Source organism: Paenibacillus sp. S-38 (assembly GCF_049942825.1).
Classification (GTDB): Bacteria; Bacillota; Bacilli; order Paenibacillales; family NBRC-103111; genus Paenibacillus_G.
In genome coordinates this window covers 7,517,030-7,539,754 of record NZ_CP187970.1, presented here as the reverse complement: position 1 = coordinate 7,539,754, position 22,725 = coordinate 7,517,030, and the positions used below count along the sequence as shown (strand labels likewise).

General features: G+C 60.9%; 21 protein-coding genes. 14 read left to right on the top strand and 7 right to left on the bottom strand.

Features of this window, described 5'->3' with window-relative positions; all coding sequences use genetic code 11:
- Positions 1-96 precede the first annotated feature (96 nt).
- The 3 genes from ACP26L_RS32830 to ACP26L_RS32820 are packed head-to-tail and all read right to left on the bottom strand — an operon-like array spanning position 97 to position 3,023.
- On the bottom strand, positions 97-924 hold the full coding sequence (locus ACP26L_RS32830) for an ABC transporter ATP-binding protein (RefSeq protein ID WP_426449801.1): 828 nt from the start codon (positions 922-924) through the stop codon (positions 97-99).
- Between the two features lie 48 nt (positions 925-972).
- A complete protein-coding gene (locus tag ACP26L_RS32825) occupies positions 973-2,019 on the bottom strand; it encodes a FecCD family ABC transporter permease (RefSeq protein WP_426449800.1) in 1,047 nt (348 codons plus the stop codon).
- Entirely contained in the window at positions 2,016-3,023 is a 1,008-nt protein-coding gene (locus ACP26L_RS32820; RefSeq protein WP_426449799.1) for a FecCD family ABC transporter permease, read from the bottom strand. The genes ACP26L_RS32825 and ACP26L_RS32820 overlap by 4 nt, the downstream gene beginning before the upstream one ends.
- A gap of 296 nt (positions 3,024-3,319) precedes the next feature.
- On the opposite strand from ACP26L_RS32820, the gene ACP26L_RS32815 reads away from it, so the two are divergent.
- From ACP26L_RS32815 to ACP26L_RS32770, 10 genes are all read left to right on the top strand, one after another.
- A complete protein-coding gene (locus ACP26L_RS32815; RefSeq protein WP_426449798.1) occupies positions 3,320-4,318 on the top strand; it encodes an ABC transporter substrate-binding protein in 999 nt (332 codons plus the stop codon).
- A 202-nt stretch (positions 4,319-4,520) separates the two neighbouring features.
- Positions 4,521-4,859, top strand: a complete 339-nt coding sequence (locus ACP26L_RS32810) for a hypothetical protein (protein ID WP_426449797.1) — start codon at positions 4,521-4,523, stop codon at positions 4,857-4,859.
- A 244-nt stretch (positions 4,860-5,103) separates the two neighbouring features.
- Positions 5,104-5,535: an RrF2 family transcriptional regulator gene (locus tag ACP26L_RS32805; protein ID WP_426449796.1), complete on the top strand. Its 432-nt coding sequence runs from the start codon at positions 5,104-5,106 to the stop codon at positions 5,533-5,535.
- 112 nt (positions 5,536-5,647) lie between these two features.
- Entirely contained in the window at positions 5,648-6,055 is a 408-nt protein-coding gene (locus ACP26L_RS32800) for a hypothetical protein (protein ID WP_013920959.1), read from the top strand.
- A 66-nt stretch (positions 6,056-6,121) separates the two neighbouring features.
- The gene (trxA, locus tag ACP26L_RS32795) at positions 6,122-6,439 is read left to right on the top strand and encodes a thioredoxin (protein ID WP_426449795.1); all 318 of its coding nucleotides are present in this window, start codon (positions 6,122-6,124) and stop codon (positions 6,437-6,439) included.
- Positions 6,440-6,597: 158 nt separating this feature from the next.
- Positions 6,598-7,563, top strand: a complete 966-nt coding sequence (locus ACP26L_RS32790; protein ID WP_426449794.1) for a helix-turn-helix transcriptional regulator — start codon at positions 6,598-6,600, stop codon at positions 7,561-7,563.
- Positions 7,564-7,633: 70 nt separating this feature from the next.
- Complete coding sequence (locus ACP26L_RS32785) at positions 7,634-8,170, top strand: DinB family protein (protein WP_426449793.1); 537 nt, start codon at positions 7,634-7,636, stop codon at positions 8,168-8,170.
- Positions 8,171-8,236: 66 nt separating this feature from the next.
- Entirely contained in the window at positions 8,237-9,007 is a 771-nt protein-coding gene (locus ACP26L_RS32780; protein WP_426449792.1) for a DODA-type extradiol aromatic ring-opening family dioxygenase, read from the top strand.
- 197 nt (positions 9,008-9,204) lie between these two features.
- Complete coding sequence (locus ACP26L_RS32775) at positions 9,205-10,062, top strand: sugar phosphate isomerase/epimerase family protein (RefSeq protein WP_426449791.1); 858 nt, start codon at positions 9,205-9,207, stop codon at positions 10,060-10,062.
- Between the two features lie 189 nt (positions 10,063-10,251).
- On the top strand, positions 10,252-11,424 hold the full coding sequence (locus tag ACP26L_RS32770) for a DUF3048 domain-containing protein (RefSeq protein WP_426449790.1): 1,173 nt from the start codon (positions 10,252-10,254) through the stop codon (positions 11,422-11,424).
- Positions 11,425-11,599: 175 nt separating this feature from the next.
- Here ACP26L_RS32770 and ACP26L_RS32765 read toward each other — a convergent pair whose 3' ends face one another.
- The 4 genes from ACP26L_RS32765 to ACP26L_RS32750 all read right to left on the bottom strand — a co-directional run bounded on the left by ACP26L_RS32765 (position 11,600) and on the right by ACP26L_RS32750 (position 15,213).
- Complete coding sequence (locus tag ACP26L_RS32765; protein WP_426449789.1) at positions 11,600-12,817, bottom strand: hypothetical protein; 1,218 nt, start codon at positions 12,815-12,817, stop codon at positions 11,600-11,602.
- A complete protein-coding gene (locus ACP26L_RS32760) occupies positions 12,801-13,367 on the bottom strand; it encodes an RNA polymerase sigma factor (protein WP_426449788.1) in 567 nt (188 codons plus the stop codon). Before ACP26L_RS32760 ends, ACP26L_RS32765 begins: the two co-directional genes overlap by 17 nt.
- 194 nt (positions 13,368-13,561) lie before the next feature.
- Positions 13,562-14,461: a polysaccharide deacetylase family protein gene (locus tag ACP26L_RS32755; protein WP_426449787.1), complete on the bottom strand. Its 900-nt coding sequence runs from the start codon at positions 14,459-14,461 to the stop codon at positions 13,562-13,564.
- A 317-nt stretch (positions 14,462-14,778) separates the two neighbouring features.
- Positions 14,779-15,213, bottom strand: coding sequence for a general stress protein (locus tag ACP26L_RS32750; RefSeq protein WP_426449786.1), 435 nt, complete (start codon positions 15,211-15,213; stop codon positions 14,779-14,781).
- A 367-nt stretch (positions 15,214-15,580) separates the two neighbouring features.
- Between ACP26L_RS32750 and ACP26L_RS32745 the strand changes: the two genes are divergently transcribed.
- The 4 genes from ACP26L_RS32745 (at position 15,581) to ACP26L_RS32730 (ending at position 22,629) form a co-directional block, all read left to right on the top strand.
- Positions 15,581-16,738, top strand: coding sequence for a PP2C family protein-serine/threonine phosphatase (locus ACP26L_RS32745; protein ID WP_426449785.1), 1,158 nt, complete (start codon positions 15,581-15,583; stop codon positions 16,736-16,738).
- Between the two features lie 71 nt (positions 16,739-16,809).
- On the top strand, positions 16,810-20,514 hold the full coding sequence (locus ACP26L_RS32740) for a response regulator (RefSeq protein ID WP_426449784.1): 3,705 nt from the start codon (positions 16,810-16,812) through the stop codon (positions 20,512-20,514).
- A 1-nt stretch (position 20,515) separates the two neighbouring features.
- Complete coding sequence (locus ACP26L_RS32735) at positions 20,516-21,421, top strand: CheR family methyltransferase (protein WP_426449783.1); 906 nt, start codon at positions 20,516-20,518, stop codon at positions 21,419-21,421.
- An 11-nt stretch (positions 21,422-21,432) separates the two neighbouring features.
- Positions 21,433-22,629, top strand: coding sequence for an ATP-binding protein (locus tag ACP26L_RS32730; protein WP_426449782.1), 1,197 nt, complete (start codon positions 21,433-21,435; stop codon positions 22,627-22,629).
- The last annotated feature ends 96 nt before the right edge of the window (positions 22,630-22,725 follow it).

Sequence of the window (22,725 nt, the reverse complement as noted above, 5' to 3'; positions counted from 1 at the left end):
GGCTTAACGGATCGAAGCCCCATACCAAAGAAGGTGCTCCTCTACATGACGAGAGGAGCACCTTCTTTGGTATGGAGATAATGCGCGGAGCTTCTCTTACAGGGCTACAGGTCTGGCCGGCAGCTTGCCGGCTAAAGGCCGTTTGCCTTTGCCGACGGGGACGATCATCGGTGTGCCGAAGAGGGGATCCTCGATGACCTTGCTCTCGAGATCGAACACATCCTTGATCAGCTTCTCGTTCACGATATCCTGCGGCCGTCCCTCCGCCCACACCTTACGATCCTTGATCGCCACAATGTTGTCGGCGTACCGGCAGGCCAGGTTAATGTCGTGAAGGACCATGACGATCGTGCGCTGCTCCTGCTCGTTGAGCTCATACAGCAGATCGAGCACTTCGATCTGGTGCGCAAGGTCGAGGTAGGTCGTCGGCTCGTCGAGCAGGATGGTCGGCGTGCCCTGGGCCAGGGTCATGGCGATCCATGCGCGTTGGCGCTGGCCGCCCGACAGGGAGTCGACGGCGCGCTCCGCCAGCGGCGTCATGTTCGTAAGCTCGAGGGCGCGCTGCACCATTGCCTCGTCTTCTTTACTCCACTGCTGAAGCCAGTTCTGGTACGGATAGCGTCCCTGCTTTACGAGCTGCAGGACCGTCAGTCCTTCCGGAGCGGCCGGCCCCTGCGGGAGCATGGCCATCCGGCGGGCGATCTCCTTGGTTGACATGCGCGAGATCTCATTGCCGTCGAGGACGATGGAGCCCTTCTGGGGCTTGAGCAGCCTGGCGAGCGACCGGAGCAGCGTGGATTTGCCGCAGCCGTTGCTGCCGATGAACACGGTCACTTTACCCTTAGGGATCCGGACGCTGAGCTCCTGGAAAATGCAGGTCTCGCCGTAACACAAGCAAAGGTCTTTGGATTGAATGGCGGTCATAGGTATCTCTCCTTGGTATCTGCAAGGCTGCAGGGGTTGGATGATCGGTTACCGGTTCCGGCTGCGGTACAGCAGGTAGACGAAGAAGGGAGCGCCGATCGCGGCCGTGAAGACGCCTGCCGGAATGTCGAGCGGCGAGAACGCCGTGCGTCCGACGAGATCCGCGGCGAGCAGGATCAAGGCCCCGAGCAGGGCGGACACTGGCAGCAGCGCGCCGAAGCTTGGACCTACAAGCTTGCGTGCCATATGGGGCGCCATCAGGCCGATGAAGGTGATCGCGCCGCCGAAGGCACCGGCCGCACCGGCCAGGGCCACGCTGAACAGCAGGAGCAGCAGGCGCTGGCGCTGGACGGCGCTGCCTACGCTGAGGGCGATTTCTTCGCCGAGCTCCTGGATATTGATGTGCCGCGAGTAGAGAAGCACAAGCGGCAGCAGGACGACTACGTAGGGGAGGAGGATCAGTACGTCCTTCTCCCAGGAAACCCCGTAGATGCTTCCGGTCATGAACGTCAGGGCTTTGTTGGCGACAACGACAGGCCCGGTCAGCATCATCATGTGCGACAGAGAGCTCATGGCGGCCGTGAAGCCGATGCCGATGAGCACGAGGCGCAGCGGCGTAACGCCGCCCTTCCATGACAGGCCGTAGACGAGCGCCATGGCCAGGAAGGCGCCGGCGATCGCGGCGACCGGCAGCCAGACGATGCTGACCCGCTCGGTCAGGAAGAAGAAGAACGAGATGGCGCCGAGCGTAGCCCCGCCCGTGACCCCGATCGTGTCGGGGGAGGCCAGCGGGTTGCGGACCACGCCCTGCAGGATCGCTCCCGACACGGCAAGCGCCGCGCCGATCAGCACGCCGATCACGATGCGCGGCAGGCGAAGGGACCGGACGATGGTCTCACTGGCATCCGCTCCGCTGCCGAGGATTGCACGGATCACCTCGGCCGGCGGGATGAAGACACTGCCGATGCCCGTGCAGAGCACGACGGCGGCGAGCAGGGCGATCAGCAGCAGCGTGGTGATGAGCACGGCCCTACGGCTGATCAGGAACGAGTAAGCACTGCCCCGGAGGGTGACATAAAGGCTCTTGCGGTTCATCGGAGCTGGCCTCCCTTCCGTGCGATGTACACGAAGAAAGGCACGCCGATAATCGCCGTGGTTACGCCGACATGCACTTCCTTCGGCATGGCGATGAAGCGGGCGCCGACATCCGCGCCGGTCAGCAGCAGCGCGCCGAACACGGCGCAGTAGGGCAGCACCCAGCGGTGGTCGATGCCGACGACAAAGCGCACGATGTGCGGCACGATAATGCCGACGAAGACGATCGGACCGGCCACGGCGACCGAGCCGCCGGCGAGCAGGACGATCACCAGCGCCGTCAGCGCCTTGATCAGGATCGTCCGTTGGCCGAGGCCCTTGGCGACATCCTCGCCCATCGACAGGACGTTGATGTGTGAGGCCAGGAGCAGGGCGCCGACCATGGCGGCCGCCATATAAGGCAGCACGGAGTGAAGCATTTCCATGGTGCGGCCGGCTACGGAGCCGACGAGCCAGAAGAGCACCTGGTCGAAGGCCTTGCCGCTGCCGAGCAGCAGGCCCTGGGTCAGCGACGCGAAGAAGGCCGAGATGGCTGAGCCGGCCAGCGTAATCTTCATCGGCGTCAGCCCGTCGCGGCCGATGGAGCCGAGCACGTACACAGCCAGCGAGCTGATGGCTGCCCCTGCGAAGGCGATCCAGACAAACTCGGTCAGCGACGAGGCGTTCCATACGGTGACGGACAGGACGATCGCAAACGCGGCTCCCGCGTTGACGCCGAAGACGCTTGGCGATGCCAGCGGGTTGCGGGTAATCGCCTGCATCAGGGCGCCGGCGACGGCCAGCGAAGCCCCGACGGCCGCTGCAATCAGGGCGCGGGGCATCCGCGCCGTCGTGATGATAAGGTGCTCGTTGGAACCGTCAAAGCGGCTGTAGGCCGAAACGATCTGCTCCCAGCTGTACGTCTTGATACCGAACATGACGCTGGAGAGCATAACGAGCGCTAGGACAATGGCTGAAACGAGGAGCCAGGTGACTTTGAATGCAAGAGAACGTTCGTTGTGCATAGGGATGGACAGCCTGCTTTCCTGCGGATCACATTAGATGAAGGAAGGGAACGGGAGCCGTTGGTTCGGGCCGTTAACCATTTGCGATATAAATAAAGACAAACTCCTTTCTCATTGTATGAGAATGGTTATCACCTGTCAATGAATTTGAGAATCATTATCAAAAAATGGTTGACAAGCCGGCGGTCAGACAGTACTATTTACGAAGTAAATGATAATCGTTATCAACCGCCGGTACAGCCTATAGACAGAGAAGGCGGCCGGACACTGTTATTTACGACATCAGGAGGTCACTTATGCAGCATTTTACAGGAATGATCGGCAAAAAATCTTCGCTGCTCCTCGCCATCATCATGATGGTATCCGTCTTTCTGACGGCCTGCGGCTCCAAACCGGCCGAGCAGGCTGCACCCAGCCCAGCAGGCGGTGCGGAAAACAAAACGGCAGCGGAAGGCCCGCGTAAAATCAAACATGTCATGGGGGAAACCGAAGTCCCCGCAGCTCCGAAACGCGTCGTGATTCTGACCAACGAAGGTACGGAAGCCCTGCTCTCCCTCGGAATCAAGCCTGTAGGTGCGGTGAAGTCCTGGACGGGAAGCCCATGGTATGACCATATCAAGTCCGAGATGGAAGGCGTGACGGTAGTCGGGGAAGAGAGCCAGCCGAACCTGGAGCTCATCGCGTCTCTGAAGCCTGACCTCATCATCGGCAACAAAATGCGGCAAGAGAAGGTATATGACCAGCTGAAGGCGATTGCCCCAACCGTCTTCTCCGAGACGCTCCGCGGCGAGTGGAAGAATAACTTCCGCCTCTATGCGGAGACGGTAGGCAAGAAGGAAGAAGGCGAGAAAGTCATCGCCGACTTCGACAAGCGGATCGCCGACTTCAAAGCGAAGGCTGGCGACAAGCTCAACCAGAAAGTTTCCGTAGTTCGTTTCATGGCCGGCAAGACGAGAATTTACCTGCAGGATACGTTCACGGGTATTATTTTCAACCAGATCGGCATCAAGCGTCCGGAGAATAAGTACAAGGATACATTCGTGGAAGAAATCACGAAGGAGCGTCTGCCGGAAGTCGACGCCGACATGCTCTTCTACTTCACGTACGAGACTGGGGACAACAAAGGGAGCCAGCAGGAGCAGGATTGGCTGAACGATCCGCTCTGGAAGAACCTGAACGTGGTGAAGGCAGGCAAAGTGCATAAGGTGAACGACGCCATCTGGAATACGTCGGGCGGCGTGAAGGCGGCCAACCTGATGCTGGATGACCTTGCCAAGATTTACGACATCAAATAAATCATTGCCAGCGTTAAGCAGAGCAGCCCTCTTTTCCGGTGCCGGAAGAGAGGGTTTTTCATTGGAAAAGGAGGCGGGGGAGGAATGGGCGGCCTCAGCTCCAGGGGGTGGAAACCATGCATAAGGCAAGGAAGCTTAATGCAAAATAGGATGGGTCCAAAACGGGCTGAACTTAAACTTACCTTAGGAGGCTTACCTATCCATGTATAACCTGACTTCGCAGCTTAACCAGTGCCAGCAAACGATCCAGCAGCTGATGCAGCAAACGCAGCTCTCCAGCGCCGAGTACCAAAGAATGCTCCAGCAGGAGCAGCAGAATGCCCAGCAGCTGGAGCTTCTTGCCCAGCGCGAGCGCCAAGCGGTCCGCGTGATTCAAACCGCACTGCAGGGCCATCAGGTAGCGCTGCAGCAGCTGCAGCAGGTAGCCCAGGCTTGTGCCCGCATCGAGCAGGACCTGGCCCAGCTGAGTTCGGTGAATGCCGGCCTCCTGGCGCAGCAGCAGCAAAATCAGTTCTACCGTACAAGCTCCCTGTACCAATAATCGATTATTATCGGTCCGCGGCTTAGGCTGCCCGGATGTTGTATGAGACCGGTCTCCCTGCTGGGGACCGGTCTTTTGGGGTATAGGGCTACAGCGGACGAAAGCAGTCAGACCGAATGGGAAACCCTCAGGATGGACGGCAGGCGGATGAACTTGGGGAGGGAAGACGGGAAGGCGGAGAAGGTCTTGACAAAAAGTACTGTAATAATTATAATTACAGTACAGGGATAAGGGAGGGCAAACGGTGAACAGCGAATTCACGATTGCGGTACACAGTCTTGTACTGCTCGCCTACCGGCCGGATCACATGGCTACCAGCGACGTTATCGCCCACAATGTCTGCACGCACCCCGCCAGGGTACGCAAGGTGATGGCCTGCCTGAAGAAGGCCGGTTATGTTGCCACGAAGGAAGGCAGCGGGGGCGGATTCATCCTCAGCTGCAACCCGGAGGAAGTGACCCTGGCCGAGATTTATCGGGTTACCTCAATCGGTTCCATCAAGCCGTCCTGGTGTTCCGGCAGTGTGGAGGAAGACTGCTTGATCGCCTGCAACATCGCAGGGGTGATGGACGGGATCTTCACGGAAGCGGAGCAGGGCATGCTGAACTACCTGGAGCGTCTGACGCTTCGCGAGGTCCTGGACCGGTTGAAGACCGCGCAGCGGGAGAAGCGCTAAGGTGCTTCTTTTTCTCTCCCCAAACTGTTACTAATAATGTTTCAGTACTCTCCTGTAGGTTAATTATGTAAAAAGCGGTTAAGTATATAAAAAGAGGAGAGGGTGACCGAAGATGACGGCTTATAATCCGATGCTGCTGCAAGAAGGGGATTGGGTGAGCGGAACGACCTTACAGGACGAGCGTTTCATTGGGTATATCGAATCGATGAACGATGACGGGAGAATCCGGGTGCGCTTGACACAGTGCGACCGCACGGAGCGGGTAGGGACGCTGGCGGAAGCCAGACCGTTCAAGCTGATGAAGCTGCCGGACGACCTGCTGTCGGATGTGGAGGCGCTGCGCGGACTGATCGAAGTGGCGCTGATCACACGCGACCGCGAGTGGTTCAAGGAGCTCAGCGAGCGCAAGTCGGCGGCCGAAGCCGCATGGCCGAGCCATGCGAACGGTACGGGAACTCCGGGGTCCGCATCCGGCCTCTCTCCCTTCCGCAGACGCTTCAACCCCGGATTCCTGCGGTAGAATGCCCCTCCGGCAGCCGCCAGCGAATCCTTGAGTCTCTTATATAAAGAAGGAGTGAGTGTAATCATGTCTATCGTATCCATTACCAAAGAAGAGCAGTTCGAGTCGGCCATCGCACAGGGGGTAGTTCTCGTGGACTTCTGGGCTCCGTGGTGCGGACCGTGCAAAATGATCGCTCCCGTGCTGGAAGAGCTCGGCGGAAAGCTTGGCGATACGCTCTCCATCGTGAAGGTCAACGTGGATGACAATCCCGACACGGCCGGCAAATACGGCATCATGAGCATTCCGACCCTGAAGCTGTTCAAAGACGGCCAGGAAGTGGGAACACAAGTGGGATTCGTGCCGCTGGCCCAGCTGGAAGCCTGGGTCCGTGAGCAGCTGTAACCCTTATGGCGGTGTGCGCTAAGAGAGAAAGATCCGGAAGGAGGCCCGAACCTGGGGACTTCGGTACCGGATCTTTTTTTTGTCGGCCGGGAGGAAGAGATGGCGGGCTCATGGAATAGATTTACTATCATGTAGAGACGAAAAGGGGAGGGCGGCGCATGAACCGGACCGACAGATTAATGGCGATGCTGCTGGAGCTCCAGAAGCGGCGCCGCGTGCGGGCGGAGGAACTGGCCGGCCACTTCGAGACGAGCGTAAGAACCGTGTACCGGGATATGCAGGCGCTGAGCGAAGCCGGGGTGCCTGTGGTGGCGGTGCCGGGCCTAGGCTACTCTCTGATGGAAGGCTACTTCCTGCCTCCGGTCTCCTTCCGGGCCGAGGAGGCGGCGACCCTCCTGCTTGGCAGTGACGCGGTTCTGCGGCTGCTCGGCGAGGCTTATCAGGAGGCCGGGTACTCGGCCCGCACCAAGCTGGAAGCCGTGCTGCCCGCAGAGGTCCGGGCCGAGGTGGAGGCCGTGCGCAGCAGGCTGCGCTTCCGGTGGCTCCCGCAGACGGAAGAGAAGCTGGACCAGCTTCACCGGGCCGTACGGGAAGAGAGGTCCGTCAGCTTCCGGTATACCGGAAGGGCGCGGCAGCAGGAAGGAAGGAGCGGTCCGGGGGAGCTGCGTGAGGTGGAGCCCTATGGGCTTGTGAATGCACAGGGCCGCTGGCATCTCATCGGCCACTGTCTGCTGCGGGGGGAGCTGAGGCAGTTCCGGCTGGACCGGATGGAGGAGCTGCAGGTCACGGACCGGACCTTCTCCCGTCCCCCCGAGTTTGACATCCAGCGCTACACTCCGCCCGATGACAGACCGGTCAGAGTCGTCGTGCGGCTGTCCGGGGAAGCGGCGGCTCGCTACGGGGAGGCCCCGAGCTACTATGCCACGGAAGTGTGCGAGGAGCCGGACACGGGCACCCTGCTGCTCACGCTGCAGGTGCGCTACGAGCTTGAGATTCTGCCGTGGCTGCTCGGTATGGGAGCGGGAGCGGTCGTGCTGGAGCCGCCGAGTCTTAGCAGGCGGGTGGCCGAGGAGGCGCGCAAAATCTGCAGCCTGTACGAAAGCCGGCCAAACTTCCTGACATAAGGCTGTCAGGAGCGCTTTGGTATCCTTGGAACGTAAACCATTCCGAAACGGATCAAAGGAGAAAAGAACCATGAGCGAAACGAAGCGCATTCTGCAGGACCTTGAACTTTTGATTGGCCAGTATGAGGAGGCCCTTGGCCGCTACAGCCCCGAGCAGCTGCACCGTCAGCCTGCCCCGGAAGCCTGGTCGGTCGGCCAGGTATATACGCATCTGCTCAATACCGCCTTCCACATGCAGCTGAGAGCTGTGGCGGCCTGCCGGGACGGAGCAGGCCAATCGGATGGAGCCAAGACCGAAGCGGGGGAAGCGGTCTTCCGTCTCGGTTCCTTCCCGCCGATTAAAATTGCGGTCCCGCCCACAGACACCTACACGCCGGCCAATACCGAAGAGGTGGATTCGCTGCGTGCCCGGCTGGAGAAGCTGAAGGCAGAGGTCGGAGCCATCGAGCCGCAGCTGGCGGCCATCCCGGAAGACCGCCGTGTTCCCCATCCGCGTCTCGGGGCGTTGAATGCGCTGGAGTGGTTCTCCCTGGTTGAAATGCACTTCCGTCATCATCTCCGGCAGCAGCAGGAGCTGGACGCGTTCCTCGGGATCCAGGGCGCCTAAGGCTCCGGCTGGGGCCTGCTCCCGCTCCGGAGGGAAGCACCGCGACAACCGAAAGGAGTGGGAGGCATGTACCCTACCTTGTTTTTGGCTCACGGCACCCCGCAGCTCGCAGTGGAGGACCTTCCTTACACGCGCTTTCTCCGCAGCCTGGGCCGGCATCTGCCGAGACCCCAGGGCATCGCAGTCGTCAGCGCCCACTGGGAAAGCCCGCTTCAGCTGATCTCGGGCGCTTCGCGTCACGAGACCCTGCATGATTTCTTCGGCTATCCGGAAGAAGCGTATGCCGTGCACTATCCGGGACAGGGGGACATCCTGCTCAGCCTGCAGATCCAGGAGGCTCTGTCGGCCGAAGGCATCGCCTCCGAGATCGAGGATGCCCGGGGGCTGGACCACGGCGTATGGTCGATCCTTCACTGGATGTATCCGGCGGCGGATATTCCCGTCATCGCCCTGTCCGTCCACCCCCGTCTGGTGCCCGAAGAGCCGTACCGGATCGGACGGGCGCTGCACTCTCTTCGGGACAAAGGGATTCTTGTGATCGGCAGCGGAGGCACGGTGCATAATCCTTCGCAGCTGCGCTGGGATTCCGCCGGTGTGGACCGGTGGGCCCTTGAGTTCGACGAATGGCTGGGGGAGCGGATCGGCGTATGGGATCTCGATGCGCTGTTCGACTACGAGAGCCGGGCGCCCCATGCCCGGCTGGCGGCTCCGACTCGGGAGCATCTTTATCCGCTCTTCCTGGTGATGGGCTTGGCCGACGGGAAGCGGAAGGCGAAACTGCTGCACCGGGAATACCAGTACGGCTCACTGAGTTTGTCGGGGTGGATGTTCGGATAGATGCCGGGCGCAGCTGCTGATCTCCTGCGCCGGCTGCCGGGCCGGCCGGGGAGGCAGGCAAGCCGGAGTCCGTCGGCGCCCGCTGGTTCTGTGAATCCTCGGGGTGGTCAGGCCCGTTAAGGGGTGCAATTACCCCGGTAAGCAGGCCGTCTTTTCATCGAACCCATCTATCCTATCCATACTTCGGAGGAATCCCTATGAAACTATCCGTATTCACCGTCGTCACCCCGGACCTGTCGCCGGAAGAACTGGCACAAGCCGCGAAGGAGGCGGGGATTGAGGGCATCGAGTGGCGTTACAAGGAGATCCCTGCAGAGGCGCGGGAGGAGACGCCGTCCTTTTGGCGGCGGAATCTCTGCTCCATTGATCCGCAGAGTCCGGAAGAGGCGCTGGACCGCTTCGCGAAGGCCGCCTCCGGGAACGGACTGCAGTCGATCGCCGTCATGCCTTATTTGACCCCGGGAGATCTGGAGGGGACGGAAAAGGCCATGCAGGCCGCCAGGCGGCTCGGGGCCTCCGCGATCCGCGTCGGGGTACCGGCCTATGACCGCTCGAAGAATTACAACGACCTCTTCGAGGAGGAGCTCCGCTATCTGCAAGGGGTGGAGGAGCTTGCGCGCCAATACGGGGTGAAGGGCCTGGTGGAAACGCATCACCACACGATCGCTCCAAGCGCCGGTCTTGCCCACCGCCTGGTCTCCCGGTTCCATCCTGACTTCATCGGGGTTCTGCTGGATCCGGGCAATATGATTCATGAAGGGTACGAGAACTTCCGGCTCGGACTGGAGCTGCTCGGTCCGTACCTGGCGCATGTACATGTCAAGAATACGGGATGGAGACAGGGGAGCCGGCGTGAGAACGGGACGCAGAGCTGGCATGCGTACTGGGCGCCGGTAAGCGGAGGCATCGTCGATTGGAAGCAGGTGCTCGCCGATCTGGCGGCAGCGGGCTATGACGGCTATCTCGGTCTCGAGGACTTCAGCGGCACGTTCGGCTCCAGAGAGCTGCTGCGGGTGTACGGGGAGGAAATGAGGAGTCTGCTGGCCGGCCTCTGAGCCGGATTCGGGGGATTATTTACATAGCGGGGAAACAAAACCGGGGCGTTATCCGTTTAGAAAAAGGATAGCGCTTTTTGGCGTACGGCTTCTATTTCTGTAAGTGCTAGAATATAGATTACTAGAGACCGATTCTGGAGCTAAGATCCTGGAGCCCAGATCTTGGAGTTAAGAGAGGTGAGTGAGAGCATGACAATACGAAGCACCAAGCTCCCCGGGAAGGAGCCGTGCCGATGGGCGGCCCTGCTGCTGCTCGCCGGCGGCCTGCTCGCTCTAACGGCAGGCTGCAGCCTGCTGCCCGGAGGGGAAGAGGCCCAGAAGCCTCAAGAGGCCCCCGTGAAGGTACAGCCGACGCCCGAGGTGGAGAAGGAGCCGGCGCCCGCTCCTGCCGGACCCAAGGCTCCCCTGACCGGCCTTCCGCTTGGGGATGCCGCACTCCAGCGCCCGGTGATGGTCATGGTCAATAATGCGCCTCAAGCCCGGCCCCAGAGCGGGCTCAGCGATGCGGACATGCTGCTGGAGGTGCTGGCCGAAGGGGAGATCACCCGCCTGGTGGCCATCTACCAGAGCAGCCCGGCCGTGCAGAATCCGATCGGACCGGTGAGGAGCATCCGGCCTTATTTTATCGAGCTCGGCAAGAGCTTCGGCGCTATTCAGGTGCATGCCGGGGGCAGCCCGGACGGCTATGCGAAGCTGAAGAAGGAGCGGATCGACGACATGGATGAGATTACGAATGCCGGTCCGTCCTTCTGGAGGGAGAAAAGCCGCAAAGCGCCGCATAACCTGTACACGAGTCTGGAGAAAATCCGGACGGGGGCCGAGGGCCGGGGCTTCACCGTGACGGGTGATGCGGCCGCCCTCCCGGCCTACACCTTCGCTTCCGCCGACGAGGCGGCACAGCCGGTCTCCGGCAGTGCGGTCTCCGGCAGCGGGCCTGACGCTTCGGCGGAGGCTGCCTCGCTCGATGTGACGTTCCTCGTCAAGGGCTACAAGGTCGGCTACCGGTATGATGCGGGAAGCGGGCGTTATCTGCGCACCATCGACGGGGAGCCGCATAAGGACCTCAACAATGGCAGCCAGCTCGCCGCCGGGAACGTGATTGTTATGGGGGCGGACCATAAGGTGCTCGACAAGGAAGGCCGGCTGGACGTCAAGCTGACGGGGGGCGGAGAGGCCCTTCTCTTCCAGAAGGGCCGTGTGCTCAAGGGCGAATGGCGCCGGGGCGCTTCGAACGAGCCCCTGAAGTTCTGGAGCGGAGGGAAGGAGCCGGCGCTCCTGCCGGGACAGACACATATCCTCATCGTACCGAATGCGCCGGACTTCTCCTCCCATGTGACGTACGGGACGGCAGCGCAGCCCTGAGGGGTAAGCGCGGACCCGCCGGATGCACATTCCAGCGAGGCTTGAAGCCTAAGCTGCCCGATGGAGTCATAAGCACCACGAACAAAGAAGCTTACCGCCCTGCAGGCAGGCGCGTGTAAGCTTCTTTGTTCGTGGTAGGGCTCCGGTGTGCGGGAGGCCGCCGGTCGTCCGTGCCTCAGGGCGAGAGCTGGGCCTTCGCCTGCCGCTTCCACTGATCGATATACGGATCCAGCGCCCAGTGCGCCATCACCACCGTCTCGTTCTCCGCAAGCGGAACGGTGAGCAGAGGGGAGGCTATGAGCTCTCCGCGGAACATGGGGTGGATGACGAGGCTCCGCGGGGTGACGACCGCCGCCATATCTTGATTCGGCGAGGTGAACACGTCGGTGGCGGCCGGCTGCAGCCCCGCTACTTCAGCCCACGTTGTGGACAGCGTGTCGTAGGATACGAGTGCCTCCGGCAGATCCGCCGGCACATCCTTTAGGCGGTAGCCCTCCGGTCCCGAGCCGTCGTAGGAGGCCAGCATCGCCGTCCAGGCTCCCTGCCTGCGCTCCAGCGTCCAGCTCTCGCCGACTGTGTCGTGCCCGCCTCCGGGCGGGGCGGCATCCAGGGAGCGGACCAGGGGCTGGGCCGACTCCCCGAGCAGGCTGCGCAGCGTAACATGCGGCTCCTGCAGCGGCACGGCCGCCGCGGACCGGCGAGGAGCCGCCAGCTGGGGCAGTTCCTTGACCCAGAGCATCTCGCGTCCGCCTGACGGGGTCTGGGCGATCGCAACATAGCGGTTCCCCGCGAAGACCAGCTTCTCGTGGAAGGCCGGGTTCCCCTGGGAGCGTACGGCGGAGCTGCGGACCAGCGGCGTCTTGCCGTTCGAGGCGACCCGGACGGCTCCGAGCATGGTGCTTCCATCCGCAGCCGTCTCGCTGTCAATGCGCCAGAACTCCATCTTGTACGGCATCAGGATGCCTTTGCCCGACGCCGTTATCTCCAGACGTCCGCCTTCCGGAGCGAGGAGGAACGAGCGGTACACACTCAAGGGTTGTCCCTTCGGGTCCGATGGGGACGGACGGTCCGTCCGCGTGCCGATCAGCAGGGCGGTGCGGGGCCCTGTCTCTGCGTCCGCCTGTGGTGCCGTATCCGCCGCCGCTGTCATGGCGGGGGGAGACGGCACGGGGACGAGCCGCTCGAGCAGCCCGTACGCACCGGCGAACAGCAGGCCTGCGGTAAGGGCGCAGGCGGCACCGGCGGCGCCAGCCCAGATTCTCCAGGGCCGCCGTCGCACCCGCGGTTCGTCGAGGCGTTCCTCGATCCGGCGCTTCAGATTCTCATCGAACCCGCGCAGTCCCGGAGGACCGTCCTTCAGTGCTTTTTTTAACTCGCTATCCTTCGGATCCAATCCTCCGACTCTCCTTTAGCTTGGATATTTTGCAGCGGGCATGATACAGTCTGGATTTCACGGTTCCTTCGCTGACGCCAAGCACCTCCGCCATCTCCTTCATGGACAGCTGGTGATGCGCGAAGAGAATCAGCACCTCCCGGTATTTGACCGGCAGCTCGAGCACCAGGGACCACATGTCGTCCAGGGCCAGCTCCGCCATCACTTCCTCCTCGGCCGATGCCTGTGCGGTGCCCCCGGGAAGGAAGTAATCCACGAGCGTCACTCTGCGCAGGAAGGCGGATTTGCGGTAGTCAAGCGTCATGTTGCGGGTGATGGCGAGCAGCCAGGTCTTAACCGAGGACTCGCATCGGAAGGAATACAGGTTGCGGTAGACCTTCAGGAATACCTCCTGGGTAATATCGTCCGCTTGATCCCACTTGCGGGTCATGCTGTAAGCATAATTCCAGACGTCCTGGCCGTAGGCGGTCATCAGGTCGTGGAGAATGGCTTTTTTATCCGAACTTTCGGACAGGTATTTCAAGTATTCGAATTTCATATTCCCTTCCAACAAGGCCACCTCAAATCTATATGACGATCTCTCCGTCGTTCCGGTTCAAATGGAAGGACCGTCCTCCTGCGGAAGGAATGCGGCCCTAAGCATATCTTCAGTGTACCGCGAATCCCCAGTTGGAAGCCAGAGGAAATTGTGTTCCCGGGCAGGTGGCGGCACGGGAACACAGGGGCGGCCGAGTGGAGGGGGGATCAAAGCTCATCTGCCGTCACGAGCGTATAGCCGTCCCCCTCCAGAGCCTCAATAATGGAAGGAAGCGCCTCTACCGTATTCGCCAGTGAACCGCTGCGGCCCCCGAAGCTGTGCATGAGCACAATGCCGCCGGGCTTCAGCCCCTGGGTCACCGACTCCAAGATCGCCTTCGGCGGGGTGCCGGCCCAGTCCCGCGTATCGACCGTCCAGCCGACCAGCGGCCGGCCAAGGGAACCCAGCGCCCTCCGGACGTTGGGTGATACGGCTCCATAGGGGGCCCGGAAGAGCACGGGGGCGCTGCCAGTAATCTTCCGCACGGCTTCGTCGCCTGCCGCAATCTCCTCCAGGATCTGCGCTTCGTTCAGCTTAGTAAGGTCGGCATGGTCCCAGGAATGGTTGCCGATCCGGTGCCCTTCCTCCGCGATGCGGCGCAGCACCTCCGGACACTTCTCCACCTGTCTTCCGACAACGAAGAACGTGGCCTTGACCCCGTGCTCCTTCAGAATATCGAGAATGAGCGGCGTATACCGGCTGTCCGGACCGTCATCGAAGGTAAGGGCGGCCCGCTTGTTCCCCGCAGGGGACGCGGAGGAGGGGGGCGCCGGTTCCGTCACAGGCGGCAGACCGGGAGAGGGAGGGGACGGCTGAAGGCTGGGCAGATGCGGATCAGGCAGGTCCGGGTCCGGGAGCTCGAGGCCGGCCGGCGGCTCCCCGCTCTCCGCTGCAGAGGGCTTCTCCTGCAGCAGGGAGACGCCGGGCGAACCCGCTTCCGTCTTGGTGGAAGCGGAGGAGCGGGGGGACAAAGAGTAGGCCGTGTACAGGCCGGACAGCAGGAGCGCAGCGGCTCCGAAGAGGGGGAGCGCCAAGGCGCTGCGGGGTGAGGCAGAGGGCTTTGTCATCTTGTGTTTTCGCTTCCTTTGGGCAGGGTCGTTTCTTGCTGCTACATAGACGACGCCCGCGGGGAAGCGGTTCAAGGGACGGAGCCTTTTGGCCAAAAATAGGCGCAGGCATCCGAAATAATCGATTTCTGCGGAGCATCCGTTCGGTGACCTCTCCCTCCGCATCCCAAAACAAGCACACGCCTCCCTCTTGGGGTTCGTGTGCTTGTCAGGCGCTTCCGGAAGGAAGCGGCCGGCCCGCTGCGTGAAGTTCCGGCTGCCTGCAGCGGGTGTGCCATAGCCTGTGGGCCGGCATCGGGGTGAAGGGGAAGGTGTCCTTATCTTCTTTCGCTCGTGACCGCGCCGCCAATGGGCGGCAGGATAACCTCCTCGGGCCGAACGCGGCGGCGTGCCGCTTCATCGGCACGGTCCAGGGTGCCGGCATCTTCGTCGTACCAGACCAGGACCATAATGCGCCCCTTGTCCAGTTCTTCCTCATACCGCTCGGCGTCGAGGGCCGAGATCCCGAGCGACTCCATCTTCGCCCGAAGCTGGTCCCCGCGTGAGCGGAACAGGTTCGCAAAGGCCGTCGCCATGCCTTCCTCCATCACACCGATCGTGTTGGCGTCGGTAAGCCGGCTGAGCTCACTCACCGTATCCCCGTCATGGGCCAGAACATATATCTCATCCAAAGAATGACCTTCTTCCCGGAACGCTTGTACGGCCCGGATGGCTGCTTCTTCTCCGTTGACCAGTTTCAGTTTGGTTCTCATGATATGACCTCCTTGGAGCCGGAACGGCAGGGCTCCGAAACTTCGGCCGTTGGCTGCAGTGATGCCAGCCGCCTGGATGGCGGCAGACCCGCTCGACCCGTAATTACCCGGATTTTCCTGCGCCGAATCACTTCCCCGGTGTTTCAATCCCCACGGTTTATGGTTACATATGTTTATCTTTTTCGCTATAATAGTAGGAACGGATACAGCACGGAGCGGACAGCATGGATGCAAGAAGCAGACACAAATAGATGGATGGATGAGAAGGCGGGCGCGCAGCTGTTCGGAATGCACTACGGATGGGCTTGCGCGGCGTATGGTTTGTTTTGGCCTGCCCATGCAACGAACAAGAGGAGACCCGAATGTTATGAATATAGCCATTGTGGACGACAATCCCGTTAATATCATTGTCATTGAAAAAATTCTCAAGAGCGCCGGATACGATTCGTTCTGGAAGGCTTCTTCGGCCAGGGAAATGCTGGTGCGGCTTACGGAGAGCGCCGACGGGGGCAAGGTGCCCGTCGATCTGATCCTTATGGACATGATGATGCCCGAAATGGACGGGATCGAAGCCTGTCGGCTGATCCAGCAGGACGAACGCCTGCGCGATATTCCGGTCATCATCGTGACGGCGCTCGGCGATTCGAATAAGCTGGCGGAAGCCCTGGAGGCGGGCGCGATCGATTATGTGATGAAGCCGGTCAACAAGGTGGAGCTCATCGCACGGATCCGAGTGGCGCTGCGGCTGAAGTATGAGAAAGACTGGCATAAGGAGAACGAGGCACGGATCCGCCGGGAGCTGGATCTGGCGAAGCAGGTGCAGAGCAGTGTGCTCAGCCCCCCGCTCAAGAAGGAGCATCTCGACATCCGGGCCGCCTACCACCCCTCCTCCGAGCTGGCCGGAGACCTGTATGCCTGGCACCGGATCGATGAGCACCGGCACGGCATTATCATCCTCGATATTATGGGGCACGGGATCTCCTCGTCCCTTGTCTGCATGTTCATTTCATCGGTCATGCAGGATACGATCACGCGCTTCGTCTCCCCTGAGTTCGTCGTTGCCGAGCTCAACCGCTACATGCACCAGCTCAATCATAAGAACCCGTCGATGAGTTATTATTTTACCGCCGTTTATCTTCTGATCGATACGCACCACAAGACCATCGAATATGTCAATGCGGGGCATCCGCCGGGCTTCCTGTTCGAGGAGGGCAAGCCACCGGTGGCGCTCGCCCAAGGGTGCTGTGCCGTCGGGTTCTTCGACCAGATGGAGATTACAAAGAGCATCTTCTCCTACGAGAACCCGATCCGGATCGCGCTGTATACCGACGGTCTGCTGGAGTCCATTCCCATGCCTCACGATTATCCGGAGGACGCGGCGGAGTCGGACCTGCTGGCTCTGCGGCTGCAGGGGCTCATTCACGGTGAGGAGGATCCGAGCCGGCTCGTCGAAGCGCTGCTTCCGGAAGACATCTGGGAGACGCAGAGCGACGACATTTGTATGGTGCTGATAAAGGCGACCTAAGAGATAGAGAGCGGCAGAGGAGCTGAGTCGCGAGAGGCGTCATTACCGGAGGAGAGAGAGGAACCGCACGAATGAAGATGAGAACAAAGCTGCTTGCGGGATTCGGCGTCCTGCTGCTGCTGCTGTTCGCGCTCGCAGGCATCGGCATCAGCAGACTGACGAACACGGACAGCAGCCTCAGCGAGATCTACGAGAACCGTTACAATAAAGTGAAACTGGCCACGAACATCCGCAATAACGCTAACGAGCTGGCCAAAGGGGTTGCCAATATTCTTCTGATTTCTACGCCGGAGAGCGACAAGAAGAATTTGGAGCTGATTCGCACGAGCTCGGCGAATGTGGTTAAGACGATGGAGGATCTGGAAAATCTGGAGTATAACCCTAGAGGGAAAGAGCTTGTGAGCAGTCTGCTCGCCAGCGGCCGGCGCTATCTGGAGTATAAGGATCAGGCGCTCAGCTTGTATCAGAGCGGAAAAGTCGCCGAAGCGAACAACCTTCGCACGAGCAGCGGCGTCAATATACAGGACCAGTTCATTGCAAGCATGGTGGTGTTCAGCGATTATCAGGAAGAGCAGATGGATGCGGCGATCGCCGATGCGATGGCTCAGAACCGGCAGACGATGGCCTCCACCGGCATTCTGACGCTGGCAGCACTGCTGCTGTCGGTCGTCATCATGTACTGGATCATCACATCGATGACCCGGGGGCTTGGGACCTTATCCCTGATGCTGCAGGGCTTTGCGGACGGCCGCTGGGGGGATGCTTCGCACCGGGTTCCGATCACGTCGAACGACGAATTCGGCCAGCTCGCGGCGGTGTTCAACCAGCTGGCCGACGATCTGGATGCGACAGCCGCCAAGGAGCGGGAGCTTCACCGGATCAACGAGGAGAACCTGTGGATTCAGAGCCGGGTGGGCGAGATGTATTATGCTATGCAGGATATGACGCGTCTTGACAAGATGGGGGAGCTGTTCATCGGGCAGCTTGCCCGTACAGTGGAAGCGCAGTGCGGGGCCTTGTATGTGCTTAAGGATGACGGCCTCCACCGCCGGCTGGAGCTGGCCGGTACCTATGCCGGCCTGGGCGGCGAGGAGGCGGCCCGGAGCTTCGCCGTCGGAGAGGGACTGATCGGCCAGTGCGCCAAGGACGGACAGCCGGTTGTTCTCGAAGGCGGCGAAGCACAGGGCCGGGTCCGTCTCGCCTTCGGCGACATGAAGCCGGTGACGGTGATGGTCCAGCCGGTTCTCTATGATGAGGAAGTGATCGGCGTCTTCGAGCTCGTCTCGCTCAAGACCTATTCCGAGCTCGAGAGGAAGTTCATCGACCAGGCCGCCGAGGTGGGAGGGGTCGCGCTGAATTCGCTGCAGGGCCGTCTCAAGATCGAGGAGCTGCTGCGGATCCATCAGGCGTTGACCGAGGAGCTGCAGACGCAGTCGGAGGAGCTGCTCTCCCAGCAGGACGAACTGCGTGCGAGCAATGAGCGCCTCGAAGACCAGGCGAAGGCGCTGCGTGCCTCCGAGGAGCTGCTGCAGCGGCAGCAGGAGGAGCTCGAGCAGAGCAACGAAGCGCTGCAGCGCAAGACGGCTGAGCTCGAAGAGCAGGTGCGCGAGACCGAAGAGGTGAACCGTCAGGTCGAGCTCGCCCGCGATTCGCTGGAGAAGCAGGCGCTGGAGCTCGCCGTTGCGTCGAGATACAAGACGGAGTTCCTTGCGAACATGTCGCATGAGCTTCGCACACCGCTGAATTCGCTGCTGATTCTATCGCAGCTCCTCAAGGAGAACAAGGAGCAGAACCTGTCGACCAAACAAGTCGAGTATGCCGAGACGATCCACTCGTCGGGCAGCGACCTGCTGAGGCTGATCGATGATGTGCTGGATCTGGCCAAGGTCGAGTCCGGCCGGCTGGATATCCGGGCGGAGACCGTGCTTGTACAGGATGTGATCGATTCGCTTCATCGTTCGTTCCTCCCTGTAGCCCGCAACCGGATGCTGTCCTTCGAGATCGAGGTGAAGGAAGGCACACCGGTCAGCCTGCAGAGCGACAGCCTGAGGGTGCAGCAGATTCTGAAGAACCTGCTCGCCAATGCATTCAAATTCACGGATAGCGGCTGCGTCAAGCTGACGGTGCAGCCGGCAGGCAGCCGGGAACCGATGCTCGCCTTCACGGTCGAGGATACGGGGATCGGCATTCCGCCAGAGAAGCAGCAGCTCATCTTCGAGGCCTTCCAGCAGGCGGACGGCACCACCAGCCGCAAGTACGGGGGAACCGGTCTCGGCCTGTCGATCTCGCGGCAGCTGGCATCCCTGCTCGGCGGGGCGATCGAGCTCGAGAGCGAAGATGGCAGGGGCAGCCGCTTTACGCTGCTGCTGCCGATGGTGCTGCAGCCGGTCAAGGCAGGCAGGGAAGGCGTTCTTGCCGGCGGCATGCACGAAGCGCGTGATGCGGTCGCAGCGGCGATGGCCTCCGCCGGAGGGGCGGCTTTGGCAGGATCTCCGGGCATGCCGGGCGCCCGGTCACCGCTGTCGGCACCGGTGCTGCGGCCGCCGGGCTCCGTCCCGGTAAGCGATTCGTTCGCGGACGACCGCGAGCACATCGAGCCCGGCGACAAGGTGCTGCTGATTATCGAGGACGATGCCCAGTTCGCGACGATTCTGCTCGACATGGCACGCAGCCGCGGCTTCAAGGCGGTCGTGGCGCTTCAGGGCGATTCGGGCCTGCAGCTGGCCAAGTCGCTGCGGCCGGACGCGATTCTGCTGGATATTCAGCTGCCGGTGCTCGACGGCTGGGCCGTGATGGTCCAGCTCAAGAGTGACGCGGCGACACGGCATATTCCCGTCCATGTGATCTCGGTCAACGATGAAGTGCTGCAGGGCCTCTCGATGGGGGCGATCGCCTGGCTGCGCAAGCCGTCGACACGCGACCATCTGGATCAGGCGTTCGAACAGATCCAGTCTTTCCTGGAGCGGGACATCCGCAGCCTCTTGATCGTCGAACCGGACGAAGCCCAGCGGATCGCCCTCATTGAGCTCATCGCGCATGACGATGTGTCGATTACGGCTGTAGAGAGCGGTGCGGAGGCGCTGAAGGCGCTCCGGAGTACACCGTATGACTGCATGGTCATCGACTACCAGCTGAGGGACATGGCCGTGTACGAACTGCTGGACGAGATCAAGGGGCATGCCGAGCTCCGCCGCCTGCCGATCATGGTGTACACCGGGACGGAGCTCGATAAGAAGGAACAGCTGCGGCTGAAGAAATATGCCGAATCGATCATCATCAAGGATGTGCGGTCGCCGGAGCGCCTGCTCGACGAGACCTCGCTGTTCCTGCACCGTGTACAGGAGCAGCTGCCGGAAGAGAAGAAGACTGTGCTGCAGAAGCTTCACAGCATCGAAGCGGTCTTCGCGGGCAGGAAGGTGCTCATCGTGGACGACGATATCCGCAATGTTTTTGCCTTATCGAACCTGCTCGAAGGGCTCGATATGCAGGTCGCCTTCGCCGAGACGGGCAAGGGGGCGCTCGAGCAGCTGGAGAAGGAGCCGGATTTTGACCTCGTGCTCATGGATATCATGATGCCGGTGATGGATGGCTATGAAGCAATGCGCTCCATCCGTGACGACGAACGGTTCGACCGGCTTCCGATTATCGCGCTGACCGCCAAAGCGATGAAGGATGACCGGGAGAAGTGCATACAGGCCGGTGCCTCCGATTACATTACGAAGCCGGTGCACACCGAGCAGCTCCTCTCGCTGATGCGCGTGTGGCTGAGCAAATAAGATGGATTACAGCGGAAGCCGGGATGTGAAGGGCCATCTGAAGCGGGGCGCCGTTTCTTCGGAGGCAGGCGGTGCCGGCAGGGATGAAGACGAGCGTGAGCGCATCGAGATCAACCTGCTGCTCGAAGGGCTCTTCCGTCTCTATGGATATGATTTTCGCAATTATGCTTACGCCTCCCTGCGCCGCAGGGTATGGCACCGGATCCACGCCGAGAAGCTCCATACGGTGTCGGGACTGCAGGAGCGGGTGCTGCATGACCGGGACTGCATGGAGCGTCTTCTGTCCGATCTCGTGATCCATGTGACCGAGATGTTCCGTGATCCGAGTCTCTTCGCCGCAATCCGGGAGCAGGTGATTCCGAAGCTGCGGGAGCTGCCGTCGATCCGGATCTGGCATGCGGGGTGCTCTACCGGCGAGGAGGTCTACTCCATGGCGATCCTGCTGCATGAGGAAGGGCTGTATGAGCGGGCCCGGATTTATGCGACGGACATCAACGAGGATGTGCTTCAGACGGCGGAGAGAGCATCGTATCCCCTGAAGAAGATGCAGGACTATACGAACAACTACATCCGTTCCGGGGGCAGGGACGACTTCTCCAAATACTACAGCACCGCGGGCGGAACGGCCGTGTTCCACCCTTTCCTGAGGGAGAACGTGGTATTCGCCCAGCACAATCTGGTGACGGACCGTTCGTTCAATGAGTTTCATCTGATCCTGTGCCGCAATGTGCTGATCTACTTCGACAACTACTTGCAGAATCAGGTGCATGACCTGTTCTACAAGAGTCTCAGCAAGCAGGGATATCTCGTGCTGGGGCATAAGGAGTCGATCTCGTTTACGAAACATGCGGCCAAGTACGAAACGGTGAACGGGCAGGAGAAAATATTCCGTATGAACGATAAATGAGGTGTGAAATCATGGAGGAACCGATCCGCATTCTACTGGTGGATGATCAGCCGGAGAACCTGCTGGCGCTCGAAGCTGTGCTTGAGGATCAGAATTACCATCTCGTGAAGGCCTCCTCGGGAGAGGAGGCGCTGCGCTGTCTGCTCAAGCATGAGTTCGCGGTCATCGTTCTCGACGTTCAGATGCCGGGAATGGACGGATTCGAAACGGCCCAATGGATCAAGTCCAGGGAGAGGACCAAGGCGGTCCCCATTATCTTCATCACCGCGGCCCCTGATGAACAGGATGACTATTCGTTCACCGCTTACTCGGTCGGTGCGATTGATTATATCGTGAAGCCTTTCGTGCCCCATATCCTCAAGTCCAAAATCGAGGGCTTCGTCTCGATCTATCTCGCCCACAAGAAGCTGCAGCAGCAGACGGATCTGCTCAATGAGCGGACGCGCGAGCTCGAGCGGGCGAAGGTGCAGGCCGAGCAGGCGGCTATGGCGAAGTCGCAGTTCCTGGCGGTGATGAGCCATGAGATCCGCACGCCGCTCAACGGCGTCATTGCGATGGCCGATCTCCTGGAGGAGACGGACCTGAGTGAGGAGCAGAGGGAGTATACGGAGACAATCCGCCGAAGCGGAGCGGCGCTGCTCTATATCATTAACGACATACTCGACCTCTCGAAGATCGAATCCGGGAAGATGGAGCTGAAGGAAGAGGCCATGAATCTGCGCATCTGTCTCATGGAGACCATCGAGATGTTCCATGCCGACTCCCGGGCGAAGTCGCTCGAGATGACGTACGACATCGACCCGAACGTTCCTGAGTGTATTCTCGGTGACGAATCGCGGCTGCGGCAAATCCTCATCAACCTCATCGGCAATGCGGTCAAGTTCACGGATCAGGGCGGTGTGCATGTCTCGGTCTGCGAGCGGGAGCGGGAGGGAGAGCGCCTGCAGCTCGAGCTGAGGGTAGCCGATACGGGAATCGGCATCCCCGAAGAGAAGCGGAGCCTGCTCTTCCAGCCGTTCTCCCAGGTCGACTCTTCCATGACCCGCCGGTATGGGGGCACGGGACTCGGGCTTGCGATCTGCCGGAATCTCGTTCACCTCATGGGCGGTACGATTGCACTGGGCTCATCGGACCGGCAGGGGGCGGAGTTCATCTTCACCATTGCGGTCCGTACCTGTGAGGAGCATGAATACATAGGGATTTCGTAAGCCGGGAAGGGGCGATCCCGAGATCTCGGCAGCGCCAAGCGGGGAGAAGCATACACAATATAAAAAAACTGCCGGGGATGCATCCTCGGCAGGGGA